Here is a 24,670-nt window from a genome sequence, read left to right as displayed (position 1 = left end):
ATTTTTTATTGAATTTACTTTTTTAATAATAAACCAATATCAATAAAAGGAGGTATCTTCAAAAACAAAAAAATGTAAAGTTCTAATTTAATAATAAATACGCCCTTTTTCTCCATAAATTATATCGCATAAGCATTTTTATAAGATGAAAGTATTTATTTCTTATTCTCATCAAGACGAGAAGTTAAAAGATGAATTGTTAAAGCAACTAGCTGGCTTTAAAAGGAGAAACATTATAGACCTTTGGCATGACCGCAAAATTATACCAGGTCAGAAATGGGGAAAAGAAATTGATAAATATTTAACTGAGGCCGATATAATATTACTTCTAATAAGCCCCGATTTTATTGCTTCAGAATATTGCAATGATATAGAATTAAAAACGGCGTTAAGTAGACACGATGATGAAAACGACCCTGCATTGGTTATTCCCGTAATACTGAGACCGTGCTTATGGGAACAAGAACAATTTGGTTCAATAGAATGCCTCCCGACCAAAGGTAAACCAGTAATGAGTTGGGGTACTACTGATGAAGCGTTCACCGATGTGGCCATAGGACTCACAAAGGTTTTTGACAATAGGAAAAAACAAGTTTCAAATGTTGTCTATAATAAGAGTTTATCGAACATATTGTCTGAACCAGATACCAACACTCCTATATTGGAAAGCTATAAATTTGATTGTAACAGAACAAAACAAGGGGAAACATTCAAAGAACATTTTTATGATTCTAGCCATAAATCACTTCTTCAATTCAGTTTTATTTGCGGTGATGAGAATCAGCAAGTCGATTCTTTTTTTTACCGTATTTACTTAGAGGTTCTTAGCGATTATGCAAACGAAAGCATTAAAAGCATAACCATTAAAGAAGCACATTATCCAACCTTTAAATTCGGAAATACACTTAAAGGCTCAATTAACAAGTTTAGGAGAATTCTTGAAAGAAACATACAATTGGAGGCCGGCGAAAAACTTAAAAATAATTTTTGCAGCCATGAAATCATTAACCTTAACGCTATAAAACCGTTTAAATATTTAGTTCTAAAATTTAAGGTTTATAGCCACGACTGTTTTAAAACCAATCATGGAGCAGATTTTGTAAACTGGTTGCTGAATGATTTTTTTCAAACCAATATAAAGTGTGCTACAGACACGAAAATAGTGTTTTTCTTCTGTTTAATCTTTAACCACAAAAGGAACCTATTTCACTCTATTACATCTAAAAAAAGTAAGCTTATCAATAAAATAGTAAAAAGTGTAGATTCTTGTGAAATTTTTGATACCAAAGACGAGGTTTCTCAAATATTCTGCAAAATGGATGAGTTAGAATCCGTTGATAACATTGAGCTACAAGCATGGTTTAGCAAATTTTACAGAAACTCAGAAACCGTTAAAAATACCATGGTAAAGGTTTTTGGTCCCGAAGATAAAAAACGTACCATGTCTGAAATAGAACCGCATTTACACAAAATAATAGACCATTTTTTAAACAAAGAAAATGAAATAACACGATGAAAAACTTTAATATTTACAAAGGAGAGTCAAAATTGGGCACTTTTGAGCCAGACAATTTCATAAATGCACCACAAAATTATATTCCTTCAAAGGGACTTATTAATGCTGTGAATGTAGCTATCTCGCTTGGGCAACCACTTTTACTAACAGGAGAACCCGGTACAGGAAAATCGCATTTGGCATACAGTATTGCGCATGAATTAAACTTAGGCAAACCTTTGGTGTTTAGAACAAAAACCACTTCTACATCAAGAGACTTATTCTACACTTATGATGCTTTATCGCATTTTAGGTCGGTTCAAACCAAACAAAATCTGGACATCAATACCTTTATTAGAGAGGGTGCATTGGGTGCCGCGATTAAGTCTAAATCCAGAAAGGTTGTGCTAATCGATGAGATTGATAAAGCCCCTAGAGACCTTCCTAACGATATATTAAACGAAATTGAAAGCCTCTCTTTTGAGGTAGCAGAAACCGGGGCTTTTTTCGAGTCCGAACACAAAAACCGACCTATAGTTATAATGACCAGCAATTCTGAAAAGAACCTTCCGGATGCCTTTTTAAGACGTTGTATATTTTATCATTTACCATTTCCCAGCTCGGACGAACTGTTGGCTATTCTTGATGCCCGATTAACTTCTGAATTCTTTAACAATACCGAACTTGAGCAATTAATAAAACACTTTCTAACCCTACGCCAAAAGTTTATAAAAAGGAAAAAACCTGCCACAGCCGAACTGCTTTCTTGGTTGCAAATCTTGGAACAATTAAACTTTAAAAAACTGGAAAACATTAATGAGTTTGATAAGCTTTCCGAAGAACAAAAAGAACTTTTATTAATTAGCTATTCTGTTTTAGCCAAAACCAGTGATGACTTTAAAGACCTTAAACAAAAGTTTGTTAATGGCAACTTATAGGCAAAAAGAAAATACAACTGCTCCCCTTTGGCGATTTTTAGAATTTCTGAAAACAGAAGGTTATGAGTTGAGTACAGGCCAATACCTGAATATTTACAAGCTTTTACAGCGCATAGATTTCAACACAACTGCTTTCGGGGATCTAAAATACATTATTGGCCCGCTTTTGTCCAAAACCCCAGAAGAACAAGAAAAGTTTTACGCTGTTTTTGACACCTATTTTGGTGCCGTAGAAAAAAAAGCTAATATCGATAAGCAAAAACCTAAAAATAAGGTTATAAATAATATTGATAAAAGAAAGAAAAAGATACGTTCAAATAAAAGAAAAAAATTTATAGTTGTGTTGGTCCTTTCAGTAGTTGTTTTAATTGGATTGGGCATTGGCTATATTTATTTAATTAAACCTATTCTACCTGACCCTGAAATCTCAGAAAAAAAAGTAGTAAACCAAAAAAAGGAAGAAATAAACGAAACCTTTACAGATCTGCTAAAAAGTCGTGAGTTAAATACTGAAAAATTTTCAGAAGCAAAAAAAACAATTGAAAAAGCTGAAAAAGAATTTAAAATCGGAAAGATAAAGGAAAGCTATTACACACTTGATAATCTTATCTATTATTCAAGATTAGATTTTGAAAATAACCAAGCTTTAAGTAGAAGAATAATTAAGTTAAAAAACAATGTTATTTCTTATGATTATAATAACACTTCAAAAATCTTACAAGATATTAACATTGAAAAACCCGACGTTGAAATCTATTTAACACTTATTTTAATTCTTATTTTCTTTTTAAATGAATACCATAAATCGCAAAACCAATCTTTTATTGCCGAATTGGAACAAGGCAAAAAACCACCCTATGTTTGGCAATTTAATTTAAACCATAAACCTAAAATAATTTGGGACAACGAAATATACCAAACGGCACACCATCTTCGAAAACGCGTAATTGGCGATGAATTGGATTTTGACATTAACCGTACCATTAAGGAAACCCTTAACCATGGCGGGCTCTTAGAGCTTACTTATAAGCCCCGATCGAAACCCTCTGAATATATTGCTTTAATAGATAAATCGTCCTTACAAAGCCATCAAGCCAGTTTTTTTTCCTTTTTGGCAAATGAGTTTTCTGAAAGTGACATTCATATAGATCAGTTTTTTTACCAAGATAATATGCTCATGTTTTGGAGTGAATCACAAAATAAAAAGCATTATAGTTTAGAGGACTTGATAAAGCTATTTCCCAAACATCGGGTTCTTATTTTTGGAATGGGGCATGAAATGCTCGATATTACCAAAGGTGCCATAAAAAAATATGCGCTAGGCATGAATAACTGGTCTGATGTTGCCATTCTTACCCCGCGCCCAACATCAGATTGGGATTATAGAGAAAAAATACTATCCCAATCTTTTATCATTTTACCTGCAAGCTCATCGGGCTTAATTGAACTTATTGATACCTTCGAAAAAATAAAATCGACACAATTAGGCGCTTGGAAATTTGAGCATGCCAGTACCGGAATTGAATTGCCTGATGATGTAAATCTGGGCATTAGGCATTTAAGCTATCAATTAACGCCCGATGTTTTTAAGTGGCTGTGCATCTGCGCTGTCTATCCGCAACTTTTCTGGGACCTTACCCTGTATTTGGGCGATGTTATGTTTCCTGGAAAATCTATTATATCGCAACAAAACCTGTTATCGCTTTTAAAAATCCCATGTTTTAACAATGGTTTTATCCCGCTAGAATATCGCGAGCAATTAACAGCCCAACTAGACGATGCCACAAAGGATGAGGTAAGAAAAAAGATTGTGGAGCAAATGCGGAAAAACCCGCCAAAGAAAAACACCCATGCTTTTGATGAGTATAAACTCAATTTGTTGGTCAATGAATTGCTCATAAGGGATATATCCAATGAAAAGAAAAAAATTATCCGTAGAGAAATTAAGGACATGGAAAGCCATACGGATTTTGGTCATTATACCGAAATAAAAGCTATCCAGCCCAATAAAAGTACATCTGCCTTAGACTTTATCCTTCCTGAAGAACTTCAAAATATATTTAAGGGTGTAGGTTGGAAAAAAACATTTGCAAGGGCCATTTTATTTTTATCCCTATCCTTTATTGGTGTTTACTTTTTATCAGATTATATATATCGAGCAATTGAAGACGATAAACAATTAGAAACCATTGGAATAACAATTTCAACCATTCTTTACGGATTTGCCTTTTATAGATTTATGCGAAAAAGAAGCCTCCTTAATAGCTTTGAAGTCGCTTTTTATTGGTTGTTCCTATCCATCGGTTATATGTACGCATTTATCTTAACAAACACATCCTTTTTTACGATAGTGAATAACACAAAAAACAAAGAAGACAATAGCTTTTTCAACTATTTAATCATAGCGTTTATTCTAACAATTCTATTAATTAGAAATCAAGTTAAAAAAGGGATTACAGGAGCCGCCGTTTCCATGTATTGGCTTTTCTTTTCCTTACTTTTAGTTATAATGTTTTTGGTTTCCCTGCCTAATATCATAAATGGCCATAATGAAAGTGATGCTGTATTACTGGCATTTATATTAATTATTATTGGCTCAATACTATTTTGGATTGTTCGATTTAGAAGAATTAAATCCTTTAGTAAAACTGAAATTGGCATATATTTTTCAATATGCTACACGGTATCAATGATTTATTCTTTAGACACATGGAGAGAAGGATTCGTTTTTTATAACCTATTTTTTATTGTTTTACTATTTATAATTGCTAGAAAATGGAACATACGCCAGTTTATCAGCGACTCTAGTTTTTCTGTTTTTTGGATTGGAATATGCACTTCCCTTTTAATAATGTACGAAGAATTTAAAAGTGAAATCCTGCTACTAATAGCTTTTGTTTTAACCTGTGGTATTTTTTTAAACAAATGGTTAAAACACAAAAACCTAGGATACGAATCGAGCATTTACATGATAATGATTATGCTATCAATAATTTTTGGTTTAATAGATTCTACGGACTTTGATTCTAAAACCATTTCAGTTTTTGTAACCAGCCTATTAACATTGCTGATTTTCCTAATCTTTAGAATTAGAAAACATAATATTCATGCCATTGAGTTATTTGTTTACTGGGTAAGTTTAACTATACTATCAGCTATTATATATGAAGATTTTGATCTCAACCCTACAATTTTAGTAATGTTAATAACATTAATTGGTGTGCTTTTCATCATTTACAAGATAAAATCCCATAAAAAGCTAAGAGAGGCATACAGTTTAAATATGTAAACAGTAAACAAAATTCTTAATAAAAAAACTAGAGAAACCACCCAGATAAAAATCAATATCGCATACGCTGATGGTTTTTTTTGACCAATAAGAATTCAGAAATTAATTGGTCATCTTTCAAACCTTTACATTAAAATTTTAATTGAAGATTGACCTAATTATTTCTTATAATAAACTTACTAAATTTAAAATTGACAATACGCTTTAAATGATGAGAAAATTCTGTACCTTTATAACAACTTCAAAACCAACTAAATACAACAATCATGATAACCACCAACCAAATGCAGAGCATCATCCCCGACATGAACTGGAAAAAAGCGGAATTTTACCTACCGCATGTAAATACAGTATTGCCCAACTTTGGTATAGATACACCGCTCAGAAAGGCACATTTTCTGTCTCAACTTGCGCACGAAAGTGGTGGACTTAAGTATAATCAGGAAAACCTAAACTATTCGGCGAAAGCTTTAAGGAGTGTATTTGGAAAGTATTTTAAAACAAACGAAATAGCAGAAGCCTACGCGCGCAAACCTGAAAAAATTGCAAATAGAGTTTATGGGAATAGGATGGGCAATGGTGATGAGGCCAGTGGCGATGGTTGGAAATATAGAGGACGTGGTTTAATACAACTTACGGGGAAAAACAACTATCAAAAATTTGCTCACGACCATGGTGTCGATTGCGTAAACAACCCTGATTTGATTCTAAATCCAGAATTGGCCCTTACTTCTGCCTGTTGGTTTTGGAAAAAAAACAATCTTAACAGATACGCCGATGACGACGACATCCATATGGTTACCAAACGAATTAACGGGGGCACTAATGGCCTACTACATCGTCAACAGTATCTCGATTCTTTTAAGCGACTTTATGAGGTTTTGGAAGCTGATAAAGGTTGATTAACTCGTAAACAGAAATAAATTGCGGTAGTATTTCATATACTTTATCGGCTTTTAAATTAATGTTAACCCGAGTTTAAACCATAATCCTTTTTTCACTAAATTAGTAAATCTCAAAAACTCCCCTGTCCAAATCTTAAAACCAACCTGCAAACAACCTTAAAATCAAATTTAAGAGTATGGAAGATTTAACATGTTTCGTCATCATCGGTTTTGGAAAAAAAACCAGTTACGCCAACGGAAAAATGAGGGTGCTGGATTTGGATGAAACCTATACCCTACTCATAAAACCTGTTTTTGATGCCTTGAACATTTCGTGTTATAGAGCCATCGATAAAAACCTTTCTGGAAGTATCGACAAATTGATGCTTCAGGAAATTAAAAACGCAGACATTGCCCTGGTGGATATCTCAACGCTAAATGCCAATGTAATGTGGGAGCTTGGAGTTAGGCACGCTCTAAGACCAAATCACACCATCATGATTTGCGAACAAGAACAAATGGGCAGTATCCCCTTTGATGTCGGTCATTTTGTGATACACCAATACACCCATTCAGATCAAGGTATTCCCTATAAAGAAGTTGAAAGGTTTAGAGCGCACTTAACCAATATAATAAAAGGTGTCCTCAATCAAGAACCAAAATTAAATGATAGCCCCGTATTTACTTTTTTAGAAAACGAACTCAAAGCTTTAGAAATGAACATAACCGAAGATGCATCCCAAAACGAACAAAACCCCGAATCCTTTGCAAGTCTGTTGGATAAGGCCGAAGAAGCAAAAAAAACAAAAGACTTTTCCAAAGCTCTCAAATTATTCGGTGAGGCAAAAACCTATGCCGAAAAAAACATGACTTTAAAAGACAATCTCGCATTTATTGTTTCGCGACAAGCTTTATGTACCTATAAATCCAAACAACCAAACGAGCTGGAAGCCTTGGTTAATGCAAAAATTATTTTAGAGGAATTGCAACCGTTACAAAGTAACGATCTTGAGGTTTTAGGGTTAACAGGCGCCATAAATAAACGGTTATATGAATTAACCGGCGACCTCAATTATTTGGAAAATGCCATTGTTTCGTATGAAAAAGGATTTCAATTAAAACAAGATTATTACAACGGTATCAATGCCGCATTCATGCTTTACAAAAAAACCGATTTATTAAAATCCCAACATAAGCCTTGGGAGGATTTAAAATTAAAAGCCGATTATATCAGAAATACGGTTTTGGAAATTGCTTTGAATTTAGAAAAGGAACCAGATTTTTCTACAAAAGAAGATGCCATTTGGATTTTACTTACCATTGCCGAGGCTTATCATTACAAAGGTCTTGACGATTTAATGACGAATTACGAAAAAAAATCACAAGACATGGCCAAAGCAAAAAACGACACCTTTGCTATGAGTGCTTACTCCGAACAAAAAGAGAAAATTAAAGATTTAAACATTAATTTTAAATAAGACACCGCCATAATCTGCCATAGCAACTGGAGCCATTATAGACATTGCAAAAAAATAACCAACCAATAAATCAATAAAATGAAAAAAACATTCCAAGAACACCTAGACCCAAATTCAGGTTCAAAAAACATCCTTTCATTAGATGGTGGAGGAATTAGGGGCGCCTTAACACTTGGCTATTTAAAAAAAATCGAAACCATTTTACGCGAAAAACATGGAAACGACTATCTGCTCTGTGACCATTTCGACCTCATTGGAGGCACCTCAACGGGCTCAATCATTGCTGGGGCATTGGCGATTGGAAAATCGGTTGATGAAATAGTAAGCCTTTACATGGATTTAGGCGGAAAAATATTCGGCAATAAAAGAAGTTTTTGGAACCCTTTGGAAACATGGAAGTTTTTAAAAGCAGGCTACGATTACAAAGCATTGGAACAAAGCTTGAAAAACGCATTTGGCGACATAACCTTAGGAAGCGATCAAATTAAAACCGGGCTTTGTATTGTTGCCAAAAGAGCCGATACCAATAGCGTGTGGCCCATCATCAATCATCCAAAAGGTAAATTTTACGACACTAAAATAGGTAAGAATAAAAACATTCCACTTTGGCAAGCCGTAAGAGCAAGTAGTGCCGCCCCTACCTATTTTGCTCCACAAATGATTGATGTTGGCGATGGGCAACGCGCTGCGTTTGTTGATGGCGGCGTTAGTATGGCCAACAATCCGGCACTCACATTGTTAATGGTTGCAACCTTAAAAGGCTTTCCTTTTAAATGGGATATGGGCGAAGATAAATTAACCGTGGTTTCCGTAGGCACCGGTTATAGTGTTTTCAAAAAACAAACCAGTGAAATTGAGGAAGCTTGGTTAAAAACATGGGCGCAAAATGTTCCCGATATGTTGATGCAAGATGCCAGTTGGCAAAACCAAATTGTTTTACAATGGCTCTCCAACTCCCCTACGGCACATTATATAGATATGGAAATTGAGTCGTTACAAGATGATTTTATGGGCGGTAAGGCGCTAATTAAATATTTGAGATATAACTTTCCAATTACCGAAAATGACTTAAATGGTTTAGGATTAGGAAAAACATTCAGTGCAAAAGATGTGGAAAGCTTAATTGAAATGAGCAATGCCGAAAACAGACAAGAACTTTACGATATTGGAGTTGCTGCATCAAGTAGTGTTTTAAAAGCCCATTTTGATTAAGTTTATTGGTGATTATGTTATAAATTGATACGATTATTACGCTTCACCAAACAAATTTCATTAAACGATGCGGTCTAATGCATATTTAATTATTTTTGTCGTTATTTATATTATTCAATCCCATTTATGAAACGCCGTATCCTTTATTTTATATGTACCATTTGTTTTTTAATGCTTTGGAGTTCTTGCCGAAAGGATTTTGAGTTCTCACCAAGCACAGGAAGCCTACAATTTTCTAAAGACACCATTTATTTGGATACCGTTTTCACCAATATTGGCTCAAGTACGTATAACCTAAAAGTGTATAATAAAAGTAACGACGATATTGCAATTCCCTCTGTGGGTTTGGCGCGAGGTGCGGCGTCTAATTACAGATTGAATGTTGATGGGATTGCAGGCAAAAGCTTCGATAACATTCAGGTTTTGGCAAACGACAGCCTATTTATTTTTGTTGAAACTACCATTGATATCAATAATTTTTCGAACCCCGATGGGACTTATCTTTACACCGATCAAATTGAGTTTGATGCCGGTTCAAATCTTCAAAAAGTGGAGTTGGTCACCTTGGTGCGGGATGCCATTTTTATTTATCCAGACAGAGATAACACTACAAAGGTTATTGAAACTCTAACATTGGATATTGGCGGCGAATTAATTGAAACCGAATTACAAGGTCGCGAATTACTGCCCACCGAACTCACTTTTACCAACGAAAAACCTTATGTTATCTACGGGTTTGCCGCCGTACCAAACGGCGAAACCTTAACCGTTAATGCCGGTGCGCGATTGCATTTCCATTCAAACTCCGGTATTATTGTGTCCAATGGCGCAACTATTAATGTGACTGGCGCTTTTAGCGACGACCCCGATGTATTGGAAAATGAAGTTGTTTTTGAAGGCGACCGCTTAGAACCCAATTTCTCCGATACGCCAGGGCAATGGGGCACTATTTGGCTGTTGGACGGTAGCATAAACAACACCATAAACTACACGACAATTAAAAATGCAACCGTTGGGATTTTAAGCGATGGCAATGCGAATGAAGCTACCGAAAAGCTAAAAATAACCAACTCTCAAATTTACAATTCCAGCAATTTTGGCATGCTGGGGCGCAACACCTCAATAAGTGCCGAAAACGTGGTAATTAACAATTCGGGGCAATCCTCGTTTGCCGGAACCTTGGGCGGTGCCTACAATTTTACGCATTGCACCATTGCCAATTATTGGAGTAACGGCTTTAGGCAATTCCCTTCCGTTTTACTCAATAATTTTGTAACGGATGAAGATAACAACGCGATTCTAGCCGATTTAATCGAAGCCAATTTTAATAATTGTATTATTTACGGCAATGATAATCCCGAGATTTTATTAGATGAAATTGAAGAAGCGTCGGTAGCTTTCAATTTTAAATTCACCAATTGTTTAATCCGTTTTGAAGATAACAACAACAATTTTACGGGAGAAAATTATAATTTGGAAAACACCAGTCTATACGAAAACACTATTTTTAACGAAGACCCCAATTTCAAGGACACTGCATTAAACCAATTAATTATTGGTGCCGAATCGGCAGCCATAAATAAGGGCAACCCCACGTTTTCAAGTCAAGTGCCCACTGATATTTTAAATGTAAACCGAACGGTTTCTCCAGATTTGGGTGCGTATCAGCATATTACATTTCCTGAGGATGATTAGTACTTTTTTTATTTATTTCTGTAAGAAAAATTAGTTATATTTACGTAATAACTGAAACACAAAACTTACTTTATCCTGGCTTATTTATGGGATTTTAGCAATAAAAGTTGTTATATAAGGAGTTATCACACATTTGAAAAAATTAGTTTTTATATTGACCATTCTAGCTTTCCAGCAAAACCTTTACGCTCAAAAAGAAATTATTGGTAAGGTAGAATTTTATAAATCGGAAGCAACGGAATTTGTGTTATTTAGGGACACTAAAGACCTATATACCAAAAATCTGAATAAACGAAAAAGCAAAGTTCAGTTAATTCAAGGAGATAGTATTATCAAATTTATTACTGACTCAACTGGAGTTTTTAAAATTAGAGTTTTATTGAAAGATTCTCTCCGAATTATAGTCAATGAACATTCGCCAGTTTTTAACGAACAATTTAAATTTGATTTTAACAACATTAAGGATACCCTAAAACTTCGAATTTCTGACAAAAAATTGGCGATTCACCGAGATTCAATTGTCGAACCTGAATTTTACAATAAATACAACGAAAATCAAGCTGAATTAAATTTTCGAAATGGTAAAAAGGAAATTCTTTTAATTCTTTATGACTGGCCTAAAGACGAAATAACTGAAAGGCGAAAACAAATAGCCAAAATTTATAACGTAAAGTATAGTTATTTACTCATTGAAACGAGCCAAAACAGAATGAGAATAATGTTTAGATATAATTTGGTAATGAGAAAATTAATGGGAATAAAAGAAAACGTGTGGTAACATTGTATAAAAATAATGCGTAAGTTTATTCCTAAATCAAAAGTTAGTACTTGTTTGTTTGCATCTGATTTTCCTTCGGAAAATCCTCGCGCACAAACAACGCACTATTCTAATACGTAACCATTGGGCACAATGAAAAAACAGATAACTAAATGAAAATTGAGAAATATAACCAACGACTTCTCGCTGTTTTAGGAACAGTAGGAGTAATTTTTTTGATGGTTGCTTTAATGGCTTTTATATCAATAACAATAATGGAACATAGACGATTTGACGATGATATAGAAACGGGAATTTTATCGGATGAAAAAATTGAGGAACTACAAAAAGAAAATAAACGAGAGCAAGTAATTTCATATGAAAATCCACGCTTGATTGATACGCTTAATTCTATATACATCATTCCAGTTTCCCACAAAACTCTGTATGAACAAGAAGACATATCTGGGCTTTTAAACTTAACAAAATCCACTTCAAATTACGAAATGGGCGATGGAAGATATTCAAGACAATATTATGGAGCATTCAATAATGTAATTGTTTATAATTCAAAAGAAGGAACTAATAACAAACTCTTTGATAAGAGAGTAAATTTTAGCCAAATGGAAGCCGAATATTTTGAAGACGATATTTACCTTTTAATGAGTGTTTCCGAAAAAGACACATATAAGGACGGAGTAATTAACCTTTTGGACTTTAAAGCGCTTTATATTTATTCATTAGGAAAACGAAAATTGAAAAAGGTAGAAATTGTGGGAATGGATATTTTCGAATATAAGTTTCTTAATAACGAAAAGAATTTGACTATTCTCTTTGGAGTAGATAAAAACAACGATGGAAAATTCGAGGATTATAATGAACCGACTTTAATTAAAAAATACGATTTTGAAAGTGGTAAACTAACAGACATCGTGGACGAAAAAATCAACACGGAACTACAGAAAACGCTTGAAGGAACTAATAAATAACGGACCCACCGCTAGCACGCGTTACAAACGAGCACCAACTTCATACCTAAAATCACAAAACATAACGGATACTGCGTTAACCATTGAACGGTTCGACTGCGCTCACCGCAGGCTAAATGTTTGAAATCCTTTATAAAACTTAGCTAACTTATAATTATGTTTTAAGGTAAAGATTAACAGATTGCCACGTCGGTAGCTTCTTCGCAATGAAGGTTTTAAAAAGATTAAGTAGAGAAATATTTATATTCACGATTTCCAAAATTTTCTATAAATACCAATGAGTAAAGCGTGTTAAAACGCCCAAACAAAAAATCCCGCTTACCGCAGGATTTTTTAGTCAACCTAAACTAGTTTCAGGTGCTCATTATATTTCCATGTGATGATGTCATGCCGAAACAAGTTCATCATGACGATACTACACAAACAAAGGTTTGCCTTTCATCATGGCATTTACTTTTTCTTTTACCGTTTCTAAAACGGCTTCGTTTTCGTGGTTGTTAATTACTTCATCAATCAAATCAACAATCACTGGCATGTCATCTTCTTTTAAACCACGGGTGGTAACGGCCGCTGTACCAATTCGGATGCCCGAGGTTACAAAAGGCGATTTATCATCAAAAGGCACCATGTTTTTATTTACCGTAATATCGGCTTTTACCAAGGCTTGTTCGGCTGCTTTACCGGAAATATCTTTATTGCGCAAATCAATCAACATACAGTGGTTATCGGTGCCGCCGGAAATAATATTGTAATCTTTTGCTACCAAGGCGTTGGCCATAGCGTTGGCATTTTCTTTAACTTGCAGTTGATAGTGTAAAAAATCGTCGGTCAAAGCTTCCCCAAAAGCAATGGCTTTAGCGGCTATAATATGCTCTAATGGGCCGCCTTGATTTCCTGGAAATACCGCAGAATCCAACAGCGACGACATTTTACGCAGATTTCCGTTTTTAAGCGTGATACCGAATGGGTTATCAAAATCCTGTCCCATCATAATCATACCGCCTCTTGGGCCACGCAAGGTTTTATGCGTTGTTGTGGTTACAATATGGCAATGCGGCAACGGATCGTTTAAAATACCTTTGGCTATTAATCCCGCTGGATGCGCAATATCGGCCATTAAAATAGCGCCTACACTATCGGCAATCTCTCTAAAACGCTTAAAATCCATATCGCGCGAATAGGCCGAAGCACCTGCAATTATTAGTTTTGGTTGCTCTTTTGTGGCAACTTCTTGAATTTTATCGTAATTTAAAACACCGGTCTCCTGCTCTACGCCATAAAACGACGGATTGTACAATTTACCCGAAAAATTTACTGGCGACCCGTGGGTTAAGTGTCCGCCATGGGACAAATCGAAACCTAAAATTTTATCACCCGGTTTCAAGCATGCCGCAAAAACAGCCGTATTTGCCTGACTTCCAGAGTGTGGTTGCACATTTACATAAGCTGCACCAAATAAGGCTTTGGCCCTATCAATAGCTATTTGCTCTACTTCATCAACCACTTCGCAACCGCCGTAATAACGCTTTCCCGGATAGCCTTCGGCATATTTATTGGTTAATACAGAGCCTGCAGCTTCCATAACCTGGTCGCTTACAAAATTCTCTGATGCAATAAGTTCTAAGCCTTGTAATTGGCGTTCTTTTTCAGCTTGAATAAGTTCAAAAATTTGTTCGTCGCGTTGCATAAATTTTAATTGTAGTTAAATGTTGCGCAAAAATAACAAATAGATTATTCAAATACATCAAAATATATATTTTTACGCCTAAGTTTTAAACCGATTTATTAACGATTAAAATAAATCTATTTTTAGGCATTTATAATTAAATAAATAAAAAAATTATGTAGGTTTGATACGAATTAAAATAACATCTAATACATAAGGTATGCAAATATCAGCCAACAATCCAGATAGAGCTTCGTGGTTACACGTCGATAAAAACTCAGATTTCCCCATTCAGAACATTCCGTTCGGTGTATTTTTAACGCGCGATGACATTATTACCATAGGCACGCGCATTGGCGATACCGCCATAGACCTTGGGGCTTTGCATCAATTGGGCTATTTTGATGGCATTGCGCTAACCGATGATATTTTTCTTCAAGATACCTTAAATGATTTTATTGCCGATGGCAGAAAAACTTGGCGCGCTGTTAGAAATAGAATTGCCGAAATTTTTGATGCCGAAAACACCGCGTTAAAAAACAATGTAAAGCATAAGGAAATTGTATTGTTTCGTTTGGATGAAATTGAAATGCAATTACCGGTTCAAATTGGCGATTACACCGATTTTTATTCAAGCATCGAGCACGCTACAAATGTGGGCACCATGTTTAGAGACCCGGAGAATGCGTTGATGCCAAATTGGTTGCATATTCCTGTGGGATACCATGGCAGAAGTTCGTCCATTATTCCATCCGGAATCCCGATACACAGGCCACAGGGGCAAACCCTTCCGAACGGTGCTACAGAGCCCGTTTTTGGTCCGAGTAAATTAGTGGATTTTGAGTTGGAAATGGCTTTTATCACCACCGATGCCAACGATTTAGGTGAATCTATTCCTGTAAACGAAGCCGAAGAATATATTTTCGGATTGGTTTTATTTAACGATTGGAGCGCACGCGATATTCAAAAATGGGAATACGTGCCATTGGGTCCGTTTTTAGCGAAGAGTTTTGCATCTTCCATTTCACCTTGGATAGTTACATTGGATGCTTTGGAGCCGTTTAGGGTCAATGGTCCAAAACCGTTAAAACCGCAATTGGAATACTTGCAATACAAAGGCAAAAAGAGCTACGATATTAATCTGGAGGTTTCCATCCAGCCAAATGGTGCTAAAGAAACCGTGGTTAGCAAATCGAATTTTAAATATATGTATTGGAACATGTCGCAGCAACTGGCGCATCATACCATAAATGGATGCCCCATAAACTCCGGTGATATGATGGGAAGTGGTACCATTTCTGGGCCAACACCAGATTCTTACGGTTCCATGTTAGAACTGTCATGGCGTGGCGAAAAACCCATTAAACTAAATAACGGTACACAGCGCAAGTTTATAAATGACAACGACACCGTAATTATGCGCGGGCATTGCGAGAAGGATGGTACACGTATTGGCTTTGGCGAGGTTTCAACTAAATTGCTTCCGGTTTATTTTAAAAAATAAGACTAATCTTACTGAAATATATCTAAATTTTACGTTTTAACGGATTTATTAGTATTTAATCTATAGTTTTAGTATTTTGGCACCACTATTGAATAGTATCCCAAATAACCTAAAATGATAACCTATGAAAAGATTTCTACTCATCATCCTTACACTTTCATTATGTATTGCCTGTAGTGCAAAAAAAGAAGTTGAAAAAGCTGTAAATACCGGTAATTACGATCAGGCCATAAACACAGCGCTTAAAACCCTACGAACAAATAAAGACTCCAAGCGTAAACGCGACGTAGTTTTAATGCTACAAGACGCCTATTACAAGGCTGAAGACAGGGATTTAAACACCATAAACCATCTTAAAAAAGATAATAACCCAGAATTGTATCGGGAGATTTACGAGCGTTATTTGGATTTGAATGCAAGGCAGGAAGTTATCAAACCCATTTTACCACTGCAGGTAAACGGCAAAGATATTCCGTTTGACTTTAATAATTATAGCAATGCCATTATTGAGTCCCGAAAAAATCTTTCAGATTATTTATATGAAAAAGGCATAAAACTTTTAGAATCTGATGACAAACTTGCGATTAGGGAAGCTTACCAAACGCTTGATTATTTAGACAGAATAAGTCCGAATTACGAAAACACGCGTGAACTGTTAGATGAAGCCCACCAAAGAGGCACCAACTATATTTTGGTTTCCATTAACAATGAAACACAACAAATAATCCCAACACGATTAGAAGAGGATTTGTTGAATTTTGATACTTACGGATTAAATAAATTTTGGAGTGTTTATCATGCCAATAAAATAAATGATGTTACATACGATTACGCCATGCACCTCAATTTAAAGCGTATTAATATTTCGCCGGAACGCATTAAGGAACGTGAGTTTTTACGGGAAAAGGACGTTAAAGATGGTTGGGAATATCAATTAGACAGCGCTGGAAATGTGGTAAAAGACACCTTGGGCAACGATATAAAAGTTGATAAAATTATTAGGGTAAAATGCCGTTTATTGGAAACGCTTCAAACCAAGTCGTCTCAAGTTATTGCAGACGTAGTGTATTTAGATTTGGCATCAAAGCAACCGTTAGATACCTTTACCATTGATAGCGAATTTGTTTTCGAACATTATTTCGCACGCTCAAGAGGCGATAAACGTGCGTTAAACAAAGAGGATAGATTATTGTTGGACAACAGGCGTGTGCCATTCCCAAGTAACGAGCAAATGGTTTACGACACTGGCGAAGATTTAAAATACAAACTCAAGGATATTATAAATTCTTATACGATTAGATAATCAATTTAAAACCTCTCAACTTTTGGGAGGTGTTTTTGTTTAAATAAATCGATTCAAATCCAAAGCGTTAATCGCGCCATGGGAGGCATGCGACACCACCGCACCATTTTTAATTACCAAAAGCTGCGGGGATTCGTGCAGCACCTGAAATTTATATCCAACTTCGTTAGAAACCTCACGGTAATTCAGCAAATCCAAATAATACAAATCAAAGTCTTTTTCAGTAAAATTATAAGCATCAACAAATTGCTTCATTACCATTCTGCTGATACCGCAGCGTGTAGAGTGTTTAAAAATAACCTGGGTTTTGGTATCCGATTGATTTTTAATACTGTCTAACTGAGTCAATTCATTTAAAGGAATCCAAGGCAAAACCTTGTCTTCTTTTGCTTCGTTATCGCCACGAAATAATTTATTCAATAATCCCATAATTTCTATATTATATTTTCATACCCTCAATGGAGGGAATCTCATTTTTACTGTTCCTTTTAAAGCAGAAACACATCCATTACTCTCCTAAGTCGAAACTTATTTTAAATCTTACAAACTGACTAAAAGTCATTAGAACAAAGGTCTATCAAGACATTTTGTCGCTCAAATAGCATTGGTAAGGTTATTGACTTAGTGCTATTGTAAAAATAAAATAATATAGTAGATTTTTACTTTTTTAGAAAGAAAACAATAATAACATGTCCTCTTTAAAGGAATGAAAAATTAAATTTTATATGAACTTAAATAATTATACTATAAAATCCCAAGAAGCCATTCAGCAAGCACAGCAAATTGCTCAGGGTTTCGGGCATCAACAAATAGAAAACGAGCACATTTTCAAAGGCATTTTTGAAGTTGATGAAAACGTATTGCCATTCATTTTAAAAAAACTGAATGTTAACATTAATATCCTGCAACAAGCTTTAGACAAGCAATTGGAAAGCTTCCCCAAAGTTACGGGTAGCGAATTAATGTTATCGCGCGAAGCTGGGAAATCGCTAAACGAAGCGTCTATTATTGCTAAAAAAATGAAGGATGATTTTGTTTCCATCGAGCATTTAATTTTGGCGGTTTTTAAATCGAACAGCAAAATAGCGCAAATGCTAAAAGACCAAGGCGTAACAGAAAAAACGCTTAGTGCCAGTATTCAAGAATTGCGCAAAGGCGAAAATGTAACCTCGCAAAGTCAGGAGGAAACATACAACGCCCTTAATAAATATGCAAAAAATTTAAACCAATTGGCCAAAGACGGTAAGTTGGATCCTGTAATTGGTCGCGACGAAGAAATACGCCGTATTCTTCAAATTTTATCGCGCCGTACCAAAAACAATCCCATTTTAGTGGGTGAACCAGGAACGGGCAAAACCGCTATTGCCGAAGGTTTAGCACACAGAATTATTGATGGCGATATTCCGGAAAACCTAAAGGACAAACAAATTTTTGCCTTAGATATGGGTGCCCTAATTGCTGGCGCAAAATATAAAGGTGAGTTTGAAGAACGCTTAAAAGCCGTAATTAAGGAAGTTACAACCAGCGATGGCGATATTGTATTGTTTATCGACGAAATCCACACGCTTGTTGGTGCCGGTGGCGGACAGGGCGCTATGGATGCCGCCAATATTTTAAAGCCCGCTTTGGCCCGTGGGGAACTGCGCGCTATTGGCGCAACCACCTTAGATGAGTATCAAAAGTACTTTGAAAAAGACAAAGCTTTAGAGCGTCGTTTTCAAAAAGTTATGGTGGATGAGCCCGATACCGAAAGTGCCATTTCAATTTTAAGAGGCATCAAGGAAAAGTACGAAACGCACCATAAAGTACGTATTAAAGACGAGGCTATTATTGGCGCCGTTGAATTGTCGCAACGCTACATTACCAATCGTTTTTTACCAGATAAAGCCATTGATTTAATGGATGAATCGGCTTCAAAATTACGTATGGAAATCAACTCAAAACCCGAAGAACTGGATGTTTTGGATAGAAAAATCATGCAGCTGGAAATTGAAATTGAGGCCATTAAACGTGAAAAAGACGAGGCGAAATTAAAATCGCTCCGATCGGATTTGGCAAACTTAAAAGAAGAGCGCAACGAAATCAATGCGAAATGGAAAAGCGAAAAGGAAGTGGTTGATAATATCCAAAACACAAAACAGGACATTGAAAACTTCAAACTGGAAGCGGAACGTGCAGAGCGTGATGGCGATTACGGCAAAGTAGCCGAATTGCGTTACGGAAAAATTAAGGAAGCCCAAGAGCAACTCGAAGTATTTCAAAAGCAGCTGGAGGCGCAGTCTGAAACCTCTTTAATTAAGGAAGAAGTAACCTATGATGATATTGCCGAAGTAGTTGCCAAATGGACCGGAATTCCGGTTACCAAAATGCTACAAAGCGAACGTGAAAAACTTTTAAAATTAGAAGATGAACTACACAAGCGCGTGGTTGGGCAAGAAGAGGCCATTGTTGCCGTAAGTGATGCTGTTCGCAGAAGTCGTGCAGGCTTACAAAACCCGAAAAAACCTATTGGAACATTCTTGTTTTTAGGAACCACCGGCGTTGGTAAAACAGAGCTCGCAAAGGCTTTAGCCGAATATTTGTTTGATGATGAAAGCGCCATGACCAGAATTGACATGAGCGAATACCAAGAACGACATGCGGTAAGCAGATTGGTTGGAGCGCCTCCGGGATATGTAGGTTATGATGAAGGCGGTCAATTAACCGAGGCTGTTCGTAGAAAACCCTATTCGGTTGTTTTGTTGGATGAAATTGAAAAAGCACATCCAGACACCTTTAACATCTTATTGCAAGTGCTTGATGAAGGGCATTTAACGGATAATAAAGGTCGTGTAGCGGACTTTAAAAACACGATTATTATTATGACCTCAAATATTGGAAGTCATTTAATTCAAGAGCGTTTTGAAGCTACAAAAGACTTAGATTCTGCCGTTGAAGCAGCCAAAATTGATGTTTTAGGTTTATTGAAACAAAGTGTACGTCCGGAGTTTTTAAACAGAATTGACGACACCATTATGTTTACGCCGTTAAGTAAAGAAAACATTGTAGCCATTGTAGGTATGCAGCTAAAAAACGTGACTAAAACTATAGCACAACAAGGCATTACTTTTGATGCAACGCCAGAAGCTATTGCGTATTTAGCAAACAAAGGTTACAATCCGGAATATGGTGCAAGACCCGTAAAACGTGTGATTCAAAAAGAAGTTTTAAACGCTTTGAGTAAAGAAATATTAGCAGGAAAAGTAACAACTGATAGTATTATTCTACTCGATGCCTTTGATGATGAATTGGTTTTTAGAAATCAAAGCAGTTTAATTACTGAAGAATTATAGACTAAAAACAATCGTTTGTAACAAAATGGTTTTTAAACAGTCTATATAATTGGTTGGTTAGTTGAAAAGCAACATGAATCTTTTACAAGAGGATTGTTGCTTTTCCTTTTAATAAATAGCAATTGGAAAATTCACAAACACTTTTTTTATTTATATAGCAATCCCCTCATATTGTTCGCATTAGACAGTAATCAAATTTATTTGAAACACCAATAAATCAACTTAAAAAATATAAAACGAAAATTACCGTTTAACTTACTAACAATGTATTGTTAATTAAAAACTTGTTAAAATTCCAAAAAATGCGTTTTAAAATCCTACTTTTACACGGTTATTAGTTAAAAGATTATATAAAATACGATACGAAATGCTGTTTGTCAACACAAAGAAAAACAATTAAAACCTACTTATTCAATGCAAATTGACAATTATATAGAATACTCGTTACTACATCCGTCAGCCACTGAAAGAGATGTTATAGAATTATGTTTAGCCGCACAAAAAAACAACTTCCGCGCTGTTAATATAAACAGTTATTATATAAGTTTAGCTAAAGAATTACTAAGTAAAACGGATATTAAAGTAAGTACGCCCATTGGTTTCCCGTTAGGAGCTATGGCAACAGCATCAAAAGTTTACGAAGCAAAACAAGCCCTACACGATGGCGCCGATGAAATTGAAATGGTAATTAACCAAGGCTTACTTAAAAGCAAAAATTATGTTTCGGTTTTAAAAGACATTACCGATGTAAAGTTGGCCATTGGAGACACGCCATTAAAAGTGATTATAGAGATTTCGGAATTAAATAAAAATGAAGTCATAAGAATTTGTGAAATCTGTTTGGATGCCAAAATAGATTTCATAAAAACATCAAGTGGTTTTTCAAAAAATGGAGCCACACTTACTACTGTAAAAATTATTAAAAAAACAGTTAGAAACCAGATTAAAATTATCGCTTTTGATGGGATTGAAGATCACGAAACCGCAGTAAAATATCTGGAATCCGGTGCAAACATCGTTGGTATTAATTACGGTGTAGAACTCTTTGACAACAAGCGCGCCAAAAGAAATTCTAAAATATTTAAACAGTACATTAAAACATTTAAAACGGAAGACGCTTTAGCAGCTGAAAGTGTCGTTGAGAAAATTTAAGACTAATTCAAATCAATTAAAAAAGCTAAACAAAACCAAAACGTTTTGTTTAGCTTTTTTTGCATCAAGTTATTTTTAAGACCCAATTAGTGTGCGACTAATATTGCTAAAACTGACTTAAATCATAGTTTAGACATCATTTTTTAAGCAACTTGCTACCTTAAATTGTTTGTTTTGAATCTATTTTTTATTTAAAAAATAATCTTACTTTTATCAACACCATGAAACTTTTAAACACTTACATAGACCACACGCTTTTAAAACCTACGGCAACTAAAAATGATATTATAAAGCTTTGTAACGAAGCTAAGGAGCATCAGTTTTTCTCGGTGTGCGTTAATAGTTGCTATGTGCCTTTAGCTAAAGCACAGTTAAAAAATAGCAATGTAAAGGTTTGCAGCGTGATTGGCTTTCCTTTAGGAAGCATGTCTACGCAAGCAAAAGTTGACGAAGCCAAATCTGCATTAAAAAGCGGTGCCGATGAAGTTGATATGGTTATTAATTTAGGATTTCTTAAAAGCAAAGATTTTGATGCGGTTTGGAAAGATATTGAAGCCGTAAAAAAAATAATGCCCCAAAAGGTTTTAAAAGTGATTTTAGAAACCTGTTATTTGGAAGAACTGGAAATTATAAAAGCCAGTGAACTCGCCATACAAAGCGGCGCTGATTTTATAAAAACATCCACCGGATTTGGAACTGGTGGCGCCACCATAAAAGATGTAAAACTGATGCAAAAAGTTGCAAATAAGCAGGTAAAAATAAAAGCCTCTGGCGGAATAAAAGATACCAAAACAGCATTGGAATACATACGTCTTGGCGTAGAACGCTTGGGCACATCCTCTGGAATTGCCATAGTTACAGGAAAATCCACGATAGAGACCAATTATTAAATCACGTTTAAATATTAAATTTTCAACTTTCAATTAAAATAAATGAGTGTACATATTGAAGCCAAAAAAGGCGATATAGCTGAAACAATTTTACTCCCGGGCGATCCGTTACGCGCCAAATGGATTGCAGAAACTTTTTTTGAAAACCCAGTTTGCTTTAATAAAGTAAGAAACATGTTTGGTTATACGGGGACTTATAACGGCAAACGTATTTCGGTAATGGGTACGGGTATGGGCGTGCCCTCAATATCCATTTATGCGCACGAACTTATTACTGAATATGGCGTTAAAAACCTAATTAGGGTTGGTAGCGCAGGCTCCTATCAAAAGCATGTTAAAATACGGGATATTGTTTTGGCCATGGCGGCATCGTCAAATTCCGGGGTTAACGAATTGCGTTTTGGTGGTGCAGACTACGCGCCCACAGCCAATTTTGAATTGTTTCAAAAAGCAGTTGAAGCCGCTAAAGAAAAGCAAATTTTTATAAAAGCTGGTAATGTTTTTACCTCGGATGAATTTTACGCCGATGATTTTGAATCGTACAAAAAGTGGTCTAAATTCGGTGTGCTTTGTGTAGAAATGGAAAGCGCCGGTTTATACACCATAGCCGCAAAACACAATGTGAATGCGCTGTCTATTTTAACCATATCAGATTCTTTGGTCACCGGAGAACGCACATCAAGTAAAGAGCGCGAAACCACGTTTACCGAAATGGTTGAAATTGCGATGCAGTTGGCTTAACATCAACTTTAACCATAACCGAGCACAAGTCGTTTAAAACTTTTATATTTGAGAATATTCAAAATTTAACCGATGAAATATTTCTTTCTTTTCACATTCGCATTACTGTCAACGTTAACGTTTTCACAAGAAAAAACAGCCGCAGAAACGTCTACCTATTATTTTATTCGACATGCTGAAAAAGATCGTAGTGACCAATCAAACAAAGATCCGCATTTAACCGAAGCCGGCAAAAAACGTGCGCTAAATTGGAGTGATGTATTCTCAAATATAAAATTTGATGCCGTCTATTCAACCGATTACAAAAGAACCAAAGAAACGGCACTGCCAACCGCTACAAAAAACGGACTGAAATTAACGCTTTACAATCCTTATAAACTCGACAAGAAAATCTTTTTAAACGATACTAAAGGAAAAACCGTCCTCGTTGTTGGGCATAGCAATACAACACCCATGTTTGTAAACGAAATTTTAGGTTTTAAAAAACACGAAGACATTGATGACAGCAACAACGGTAACTTATACATGGTTACCATAATTGATGGGAAAATTGCAGATCAAGTGCTAACCGTTAATTTACACTAATATTTTCTAAATCTATTTTAGATAATAATTCCAACTTGTTATTTTCGAATAAATCATCTAAATCTGAAACCGAAACCGTTGTGTCATTAGATTTATAATTTTTATAATCCACAAACCTAATTGTATTTACAAAACGCTCGTTATAAGCCTCTCTAAACCGCAATCCTATTCCATGGTTTTCGCGATACGAATAGGCCAAATAATCGGTTTTAAAGTTTTCAGCGTTTACCCAATACACAAAAACATCTTCAAAATCTTCTCCTCCACCTTCTTGATTAAAAGTGATTTCTATTTTATGGTACGGCTTGCCTTTCACATTAACTTTTTCAATATATTTTTTGTTAACGGCCGCATCATTTAACCCATAAGGCAAAACCGAAAAATAGTGAACCGAATTCACCGAAGCCGCGTATTTTGGAACCATAGTATCTGAAACCTTCACGATTTCATTATTGATGTATCGCTGAAAACCCTCGTTTGACAGGACATCCCTGATCGTGTTTATAGAATCTTTAAACGTTCTTTCCAATTTAAACAACCCATTATTTCGCGTTGCTTTATAGTGTTTATCCCTAAAATCGAATGCGATGGTGGCGTTTTTAATTTTATCGCCTCCGGTAACCTCAATGGTTTTATCAATGATTTCTTGTGCGCTGAATTCCTTTTCCTTTTCACAACTTAAAAAGAACATGGCAACCGTAATAAGTAGAAAGTGTTTTTTCATTTTTTGCTTTTAATCTCTGTCGTAAAACTACGCACA

At 35.4% G+C, this 24,670-nt stretch carries 19 protein-coding genes; 16 read left to right on the top strand and 3 right to left on the bottom strand.

The genetic code is table 11. The annotated features are described in order from the left end of the window. Positions 1-145: 145 nt before the first annotated feature. The 9 genes from RNZ47_RS06410 (at position 146) to RNZ47_RS06370 (ending at position 12,737) form a co-directional block, all read left to right on the top strand. Positions 146-1,516, top strand: coding sequence for a TIR domain-containing protein (locus tag RNZ47_RS06410; RefSeq protein ID WP_311937938.1), 1,371 nt, complete (start codon positions 146-148; stop codon positions 1,514-1,516). After that, a complete protein-coding gene (locus RNZ47_RS06405) occupies positions 1,513-2,433 on the top strand; it encodes an AAA family ATPase (protein WP_311937936.1) in 921 nt (306 codons plus the stop codon). Before RNZ47_RS06410 ends, RNZ47_RS06405 begins: the two co-directional genes overlap by 4 nt. Beyond that, entirely contained in the window at positions 2,420-5,722 is a 3,303-nt protein-coding gene (locus tag RNZ47_RS06400; protein ID WP_311937934.1) for a hypothetical protein, read from the top strand. Before RNZ47_RS06405 ends, RNZ47_RS06400 begins: the two co-directional genes overlap by 14 nt. A gap of 266 nt (positions 5,723-5,988) precedes the next feature. Then, the gene (locus RNZ47_RS06395; protein WP_311937932.1) at positions 5,989-6,624 is read left to right on the top strand and encodes a glycoside hydrolase family 19 protein; all 636 of its coding nucleotides are present in this window, start codon (positions 5,989-5,991) and stop codon (positions 6,622-6,624) included. Between the two features lie 179 nt (positions 6,625-6,803). Next, positions 6,804-8,084 (top strand): tetratricopeptide repeat-containing protein, encoded by a 1,281-nt coding sequence (locus RNZ47_RS06390; RefSeq protein ID WP_311937930.1) that lies wholly within the window; start codon positions 6,804-6,806, stop codon positions 8,082-8,084. 78 nt (positions 8,085-8,162) lie between these two features. Beyond that, entirely contained in the window at positions 8,163-9,296 is a 1,134-nt protein-coding gene (locus RNZ47_RS06385; protein WP_311937928.1) for a patatin-like phospholipase family protein, read from the top strand. Positions 9,297-9,422: 126 nt separating this feature from the next. Further along, complete coding sequence (locus RNZ47_RS06380) at positions 9,423-10,991, top strand: hypothetical protein (protein ID WP_311937926.1); 1,569 nt, start codon at positions 9,423-9,425, stop codon at positions 10,989-10,991. 133 nt (positions 10,992-11,124) lie between these two features. After that, on the top strand, positions 11,125-11,769 hold the full coding sequence (locus tag RNZ47_RS06375; protein ID WP_311937925.1) for a hypothetical protein: 645 nt from the start codon (positions 11,125-11,127) through the stop codon (positions 11,767-11,769). A gap of 152 nt (positions 11,770-11,921) precedes the next feature. Beyond that, on the top strand, positions 11,922-12,737 hold the full coding sequence (locus RNZ47_RS06370; protein WP_311937924.1) for a hypothetical protein: 816 nt from the start codon (positions 11,922-11,924) through the stop codon (positions 12,735-12,737). A gap of 415 nt (positions 12,738-13,152) precedes the next feature. Here the strand turns inward: RNZ47_RS06370 and glyA are convergent, their stop codons facing one another. Then, the gene (gene glyA, locus RNZ47_RS06365; protein WP_311937923.1) at positions 13,153-14,424 is read right to left on the bottom strand and encodes a serine hydroxymethyltransferase; all 1,272 of its coding nucleotides are present in this window, start codon (positions 14,422-14,424) and stop codon (positions 13,153-13,155) included. Between the two features lie 199 nt (positions 14,425-14,623). Between glyA and fahA the strand changes: the two genes are divergently transcribed. Together fahA and RNZ47_RS06355 are read left to right on the top strand one after the other, a co-directional pair. Further along, positions 14,624-15,907 carry a fumarylacetoacetase gene (gene fahA / locus RNZ47_RS06360; protein WP_311937922.1) on the top strand — a complete coding sequence of 428 codons (1,284 nt, stop codon included), beginning with the start codon at positions 14,624-14,626 and terminating at the stop codon, positions 15,905-15,907. Between the two features lie 124 nt (positions 15,908-16,031). Beyond that, positions 16,032-17,210 (top strand): outer membrane protein assembly factor BamD, encoded by a 1,179-nt coding sequence (locus RNZ47_RS06355; RefSeq protein ID WP_311937921.1) that lies wholly within the window; start codon positions 16,032-16,034, stop codon positions 17,208-17,210. 39 nt (positions 17,211-17,249) lie between these two features. Here the strand turns inward: RNZ47_RS06355 and ytxJ are convergent, their stop codons facing one another. Continuing rightward, positions 17,250-17,639, bottom strand: coding sequence for a bacillithiol system redox-active protein YtxJ (ytxJ, locus tag RNZ47_RS06350; protein WP_311937919.1), 390 nt, complete (start codon positions 17,637-17,639; stop codon positions 17,250-17,252). 296 nt (positions 17,640-17,935) lie between these two features. On the opposite strand from ytxJ, the gene clpB reads away from it, so the two are divergent. The 5 genes from clpB (at position 17,936) to RNZ47_RS06325 (ending at position 23,910) form a co-directional block, all read left to right on the top strand. Next, entirely contained in the window at positions 17,936-20,542 is a 2,607-nt protein-coding gene (gene clpB, locus RNZ47_RS06345) for an ATP-dependent chaperone ClpB (RefSeq protein ID WP_311937917.1), read from the top strand. Between the two features lie 414 nt (positions 20,543-20,956). Continuing rightward, the gene (gene deoC, locus RNZ47_RS06340) at positions 20,957-21,694 is read left to right on the top strand and encodes a deoxyribose-phosphate aldolase (protein ID WP_311937915.1); all 738 of its coding nucleotides are present in this window, start codon (positions 20,957-20,959) and stop codon (positions 21,692-21,694) included. A 221-nt stretch (positions 21,695-21,915) separates the two neighbouring features. Continuing rightward, complete coding sequence (gene deoC / locus RNZ47_RS06335) at positions 21,916-22,584, top strand: deoxyribose-phosphate aldolase (RefSeq protein WP_311937913.1); 669 nt, start codon at positions 21,916-21,918, stop codon at positions 22,582-22,584. Positions 22,585-22,626: 42 nt separating this feature from the next. Further along, positions 22,627-23,325, top strand: a complete 699-nt coding sequence (gene deoD / locus RNZ47_RS06330) for a purine-nucleoside phosphorylase (RefSeq protein WP_311937912.1) — start codon at positions 22,627-22,629, stop codon at positions 23,323-23,325. A 72-nt stretch (positions 23,326-23,397) separates the two neighbouring features. After that, complete coding sequence (locus RNZ47_RS06325) at positions 23,398-23,910, top strand: histidine phosphatase family protein (RefSeq protein ID WP_311937910.1); 513 nt, start codon at positions 23,398-23,400, stop codon at positions 23,908-23,910. Here the strand turns inward: RNZ47_RS06325 and RNZ47_RS06320 are convergent. Beyond that, complete coding sequence (locus tag RNZ47_RS06320) at positions 23,897-24,634, bottom strand: DUF6503 family protein (protein WP_311937908.1); 738 nt, start codon at positions 24,632-24,634, stop codon at positions 23,897-23,899. The two genes, RNZ47_RS06325 and RNZ47_RS06320, sit on opposite strands and share 14 nt — an antisense overlap. Between the last annotated feature and the right edge of the window lie 36 nt (positions 24,635-24,670).

The sequence above is a fragment of the Hwangdonia seohaensis genome (assembly GCF_031932625.1).
Lineage (GTDB): Bacteria > Bacteroidota > Bacteroidia > Flavobacteriales > Flavobacteriaceae > Hwangdonia > Hwangdonia seohaensis.
Note: the sequence above shows the minus strand (reverse complement) of the source record. Positions and strands in the feature narration are given on the sequence as shown.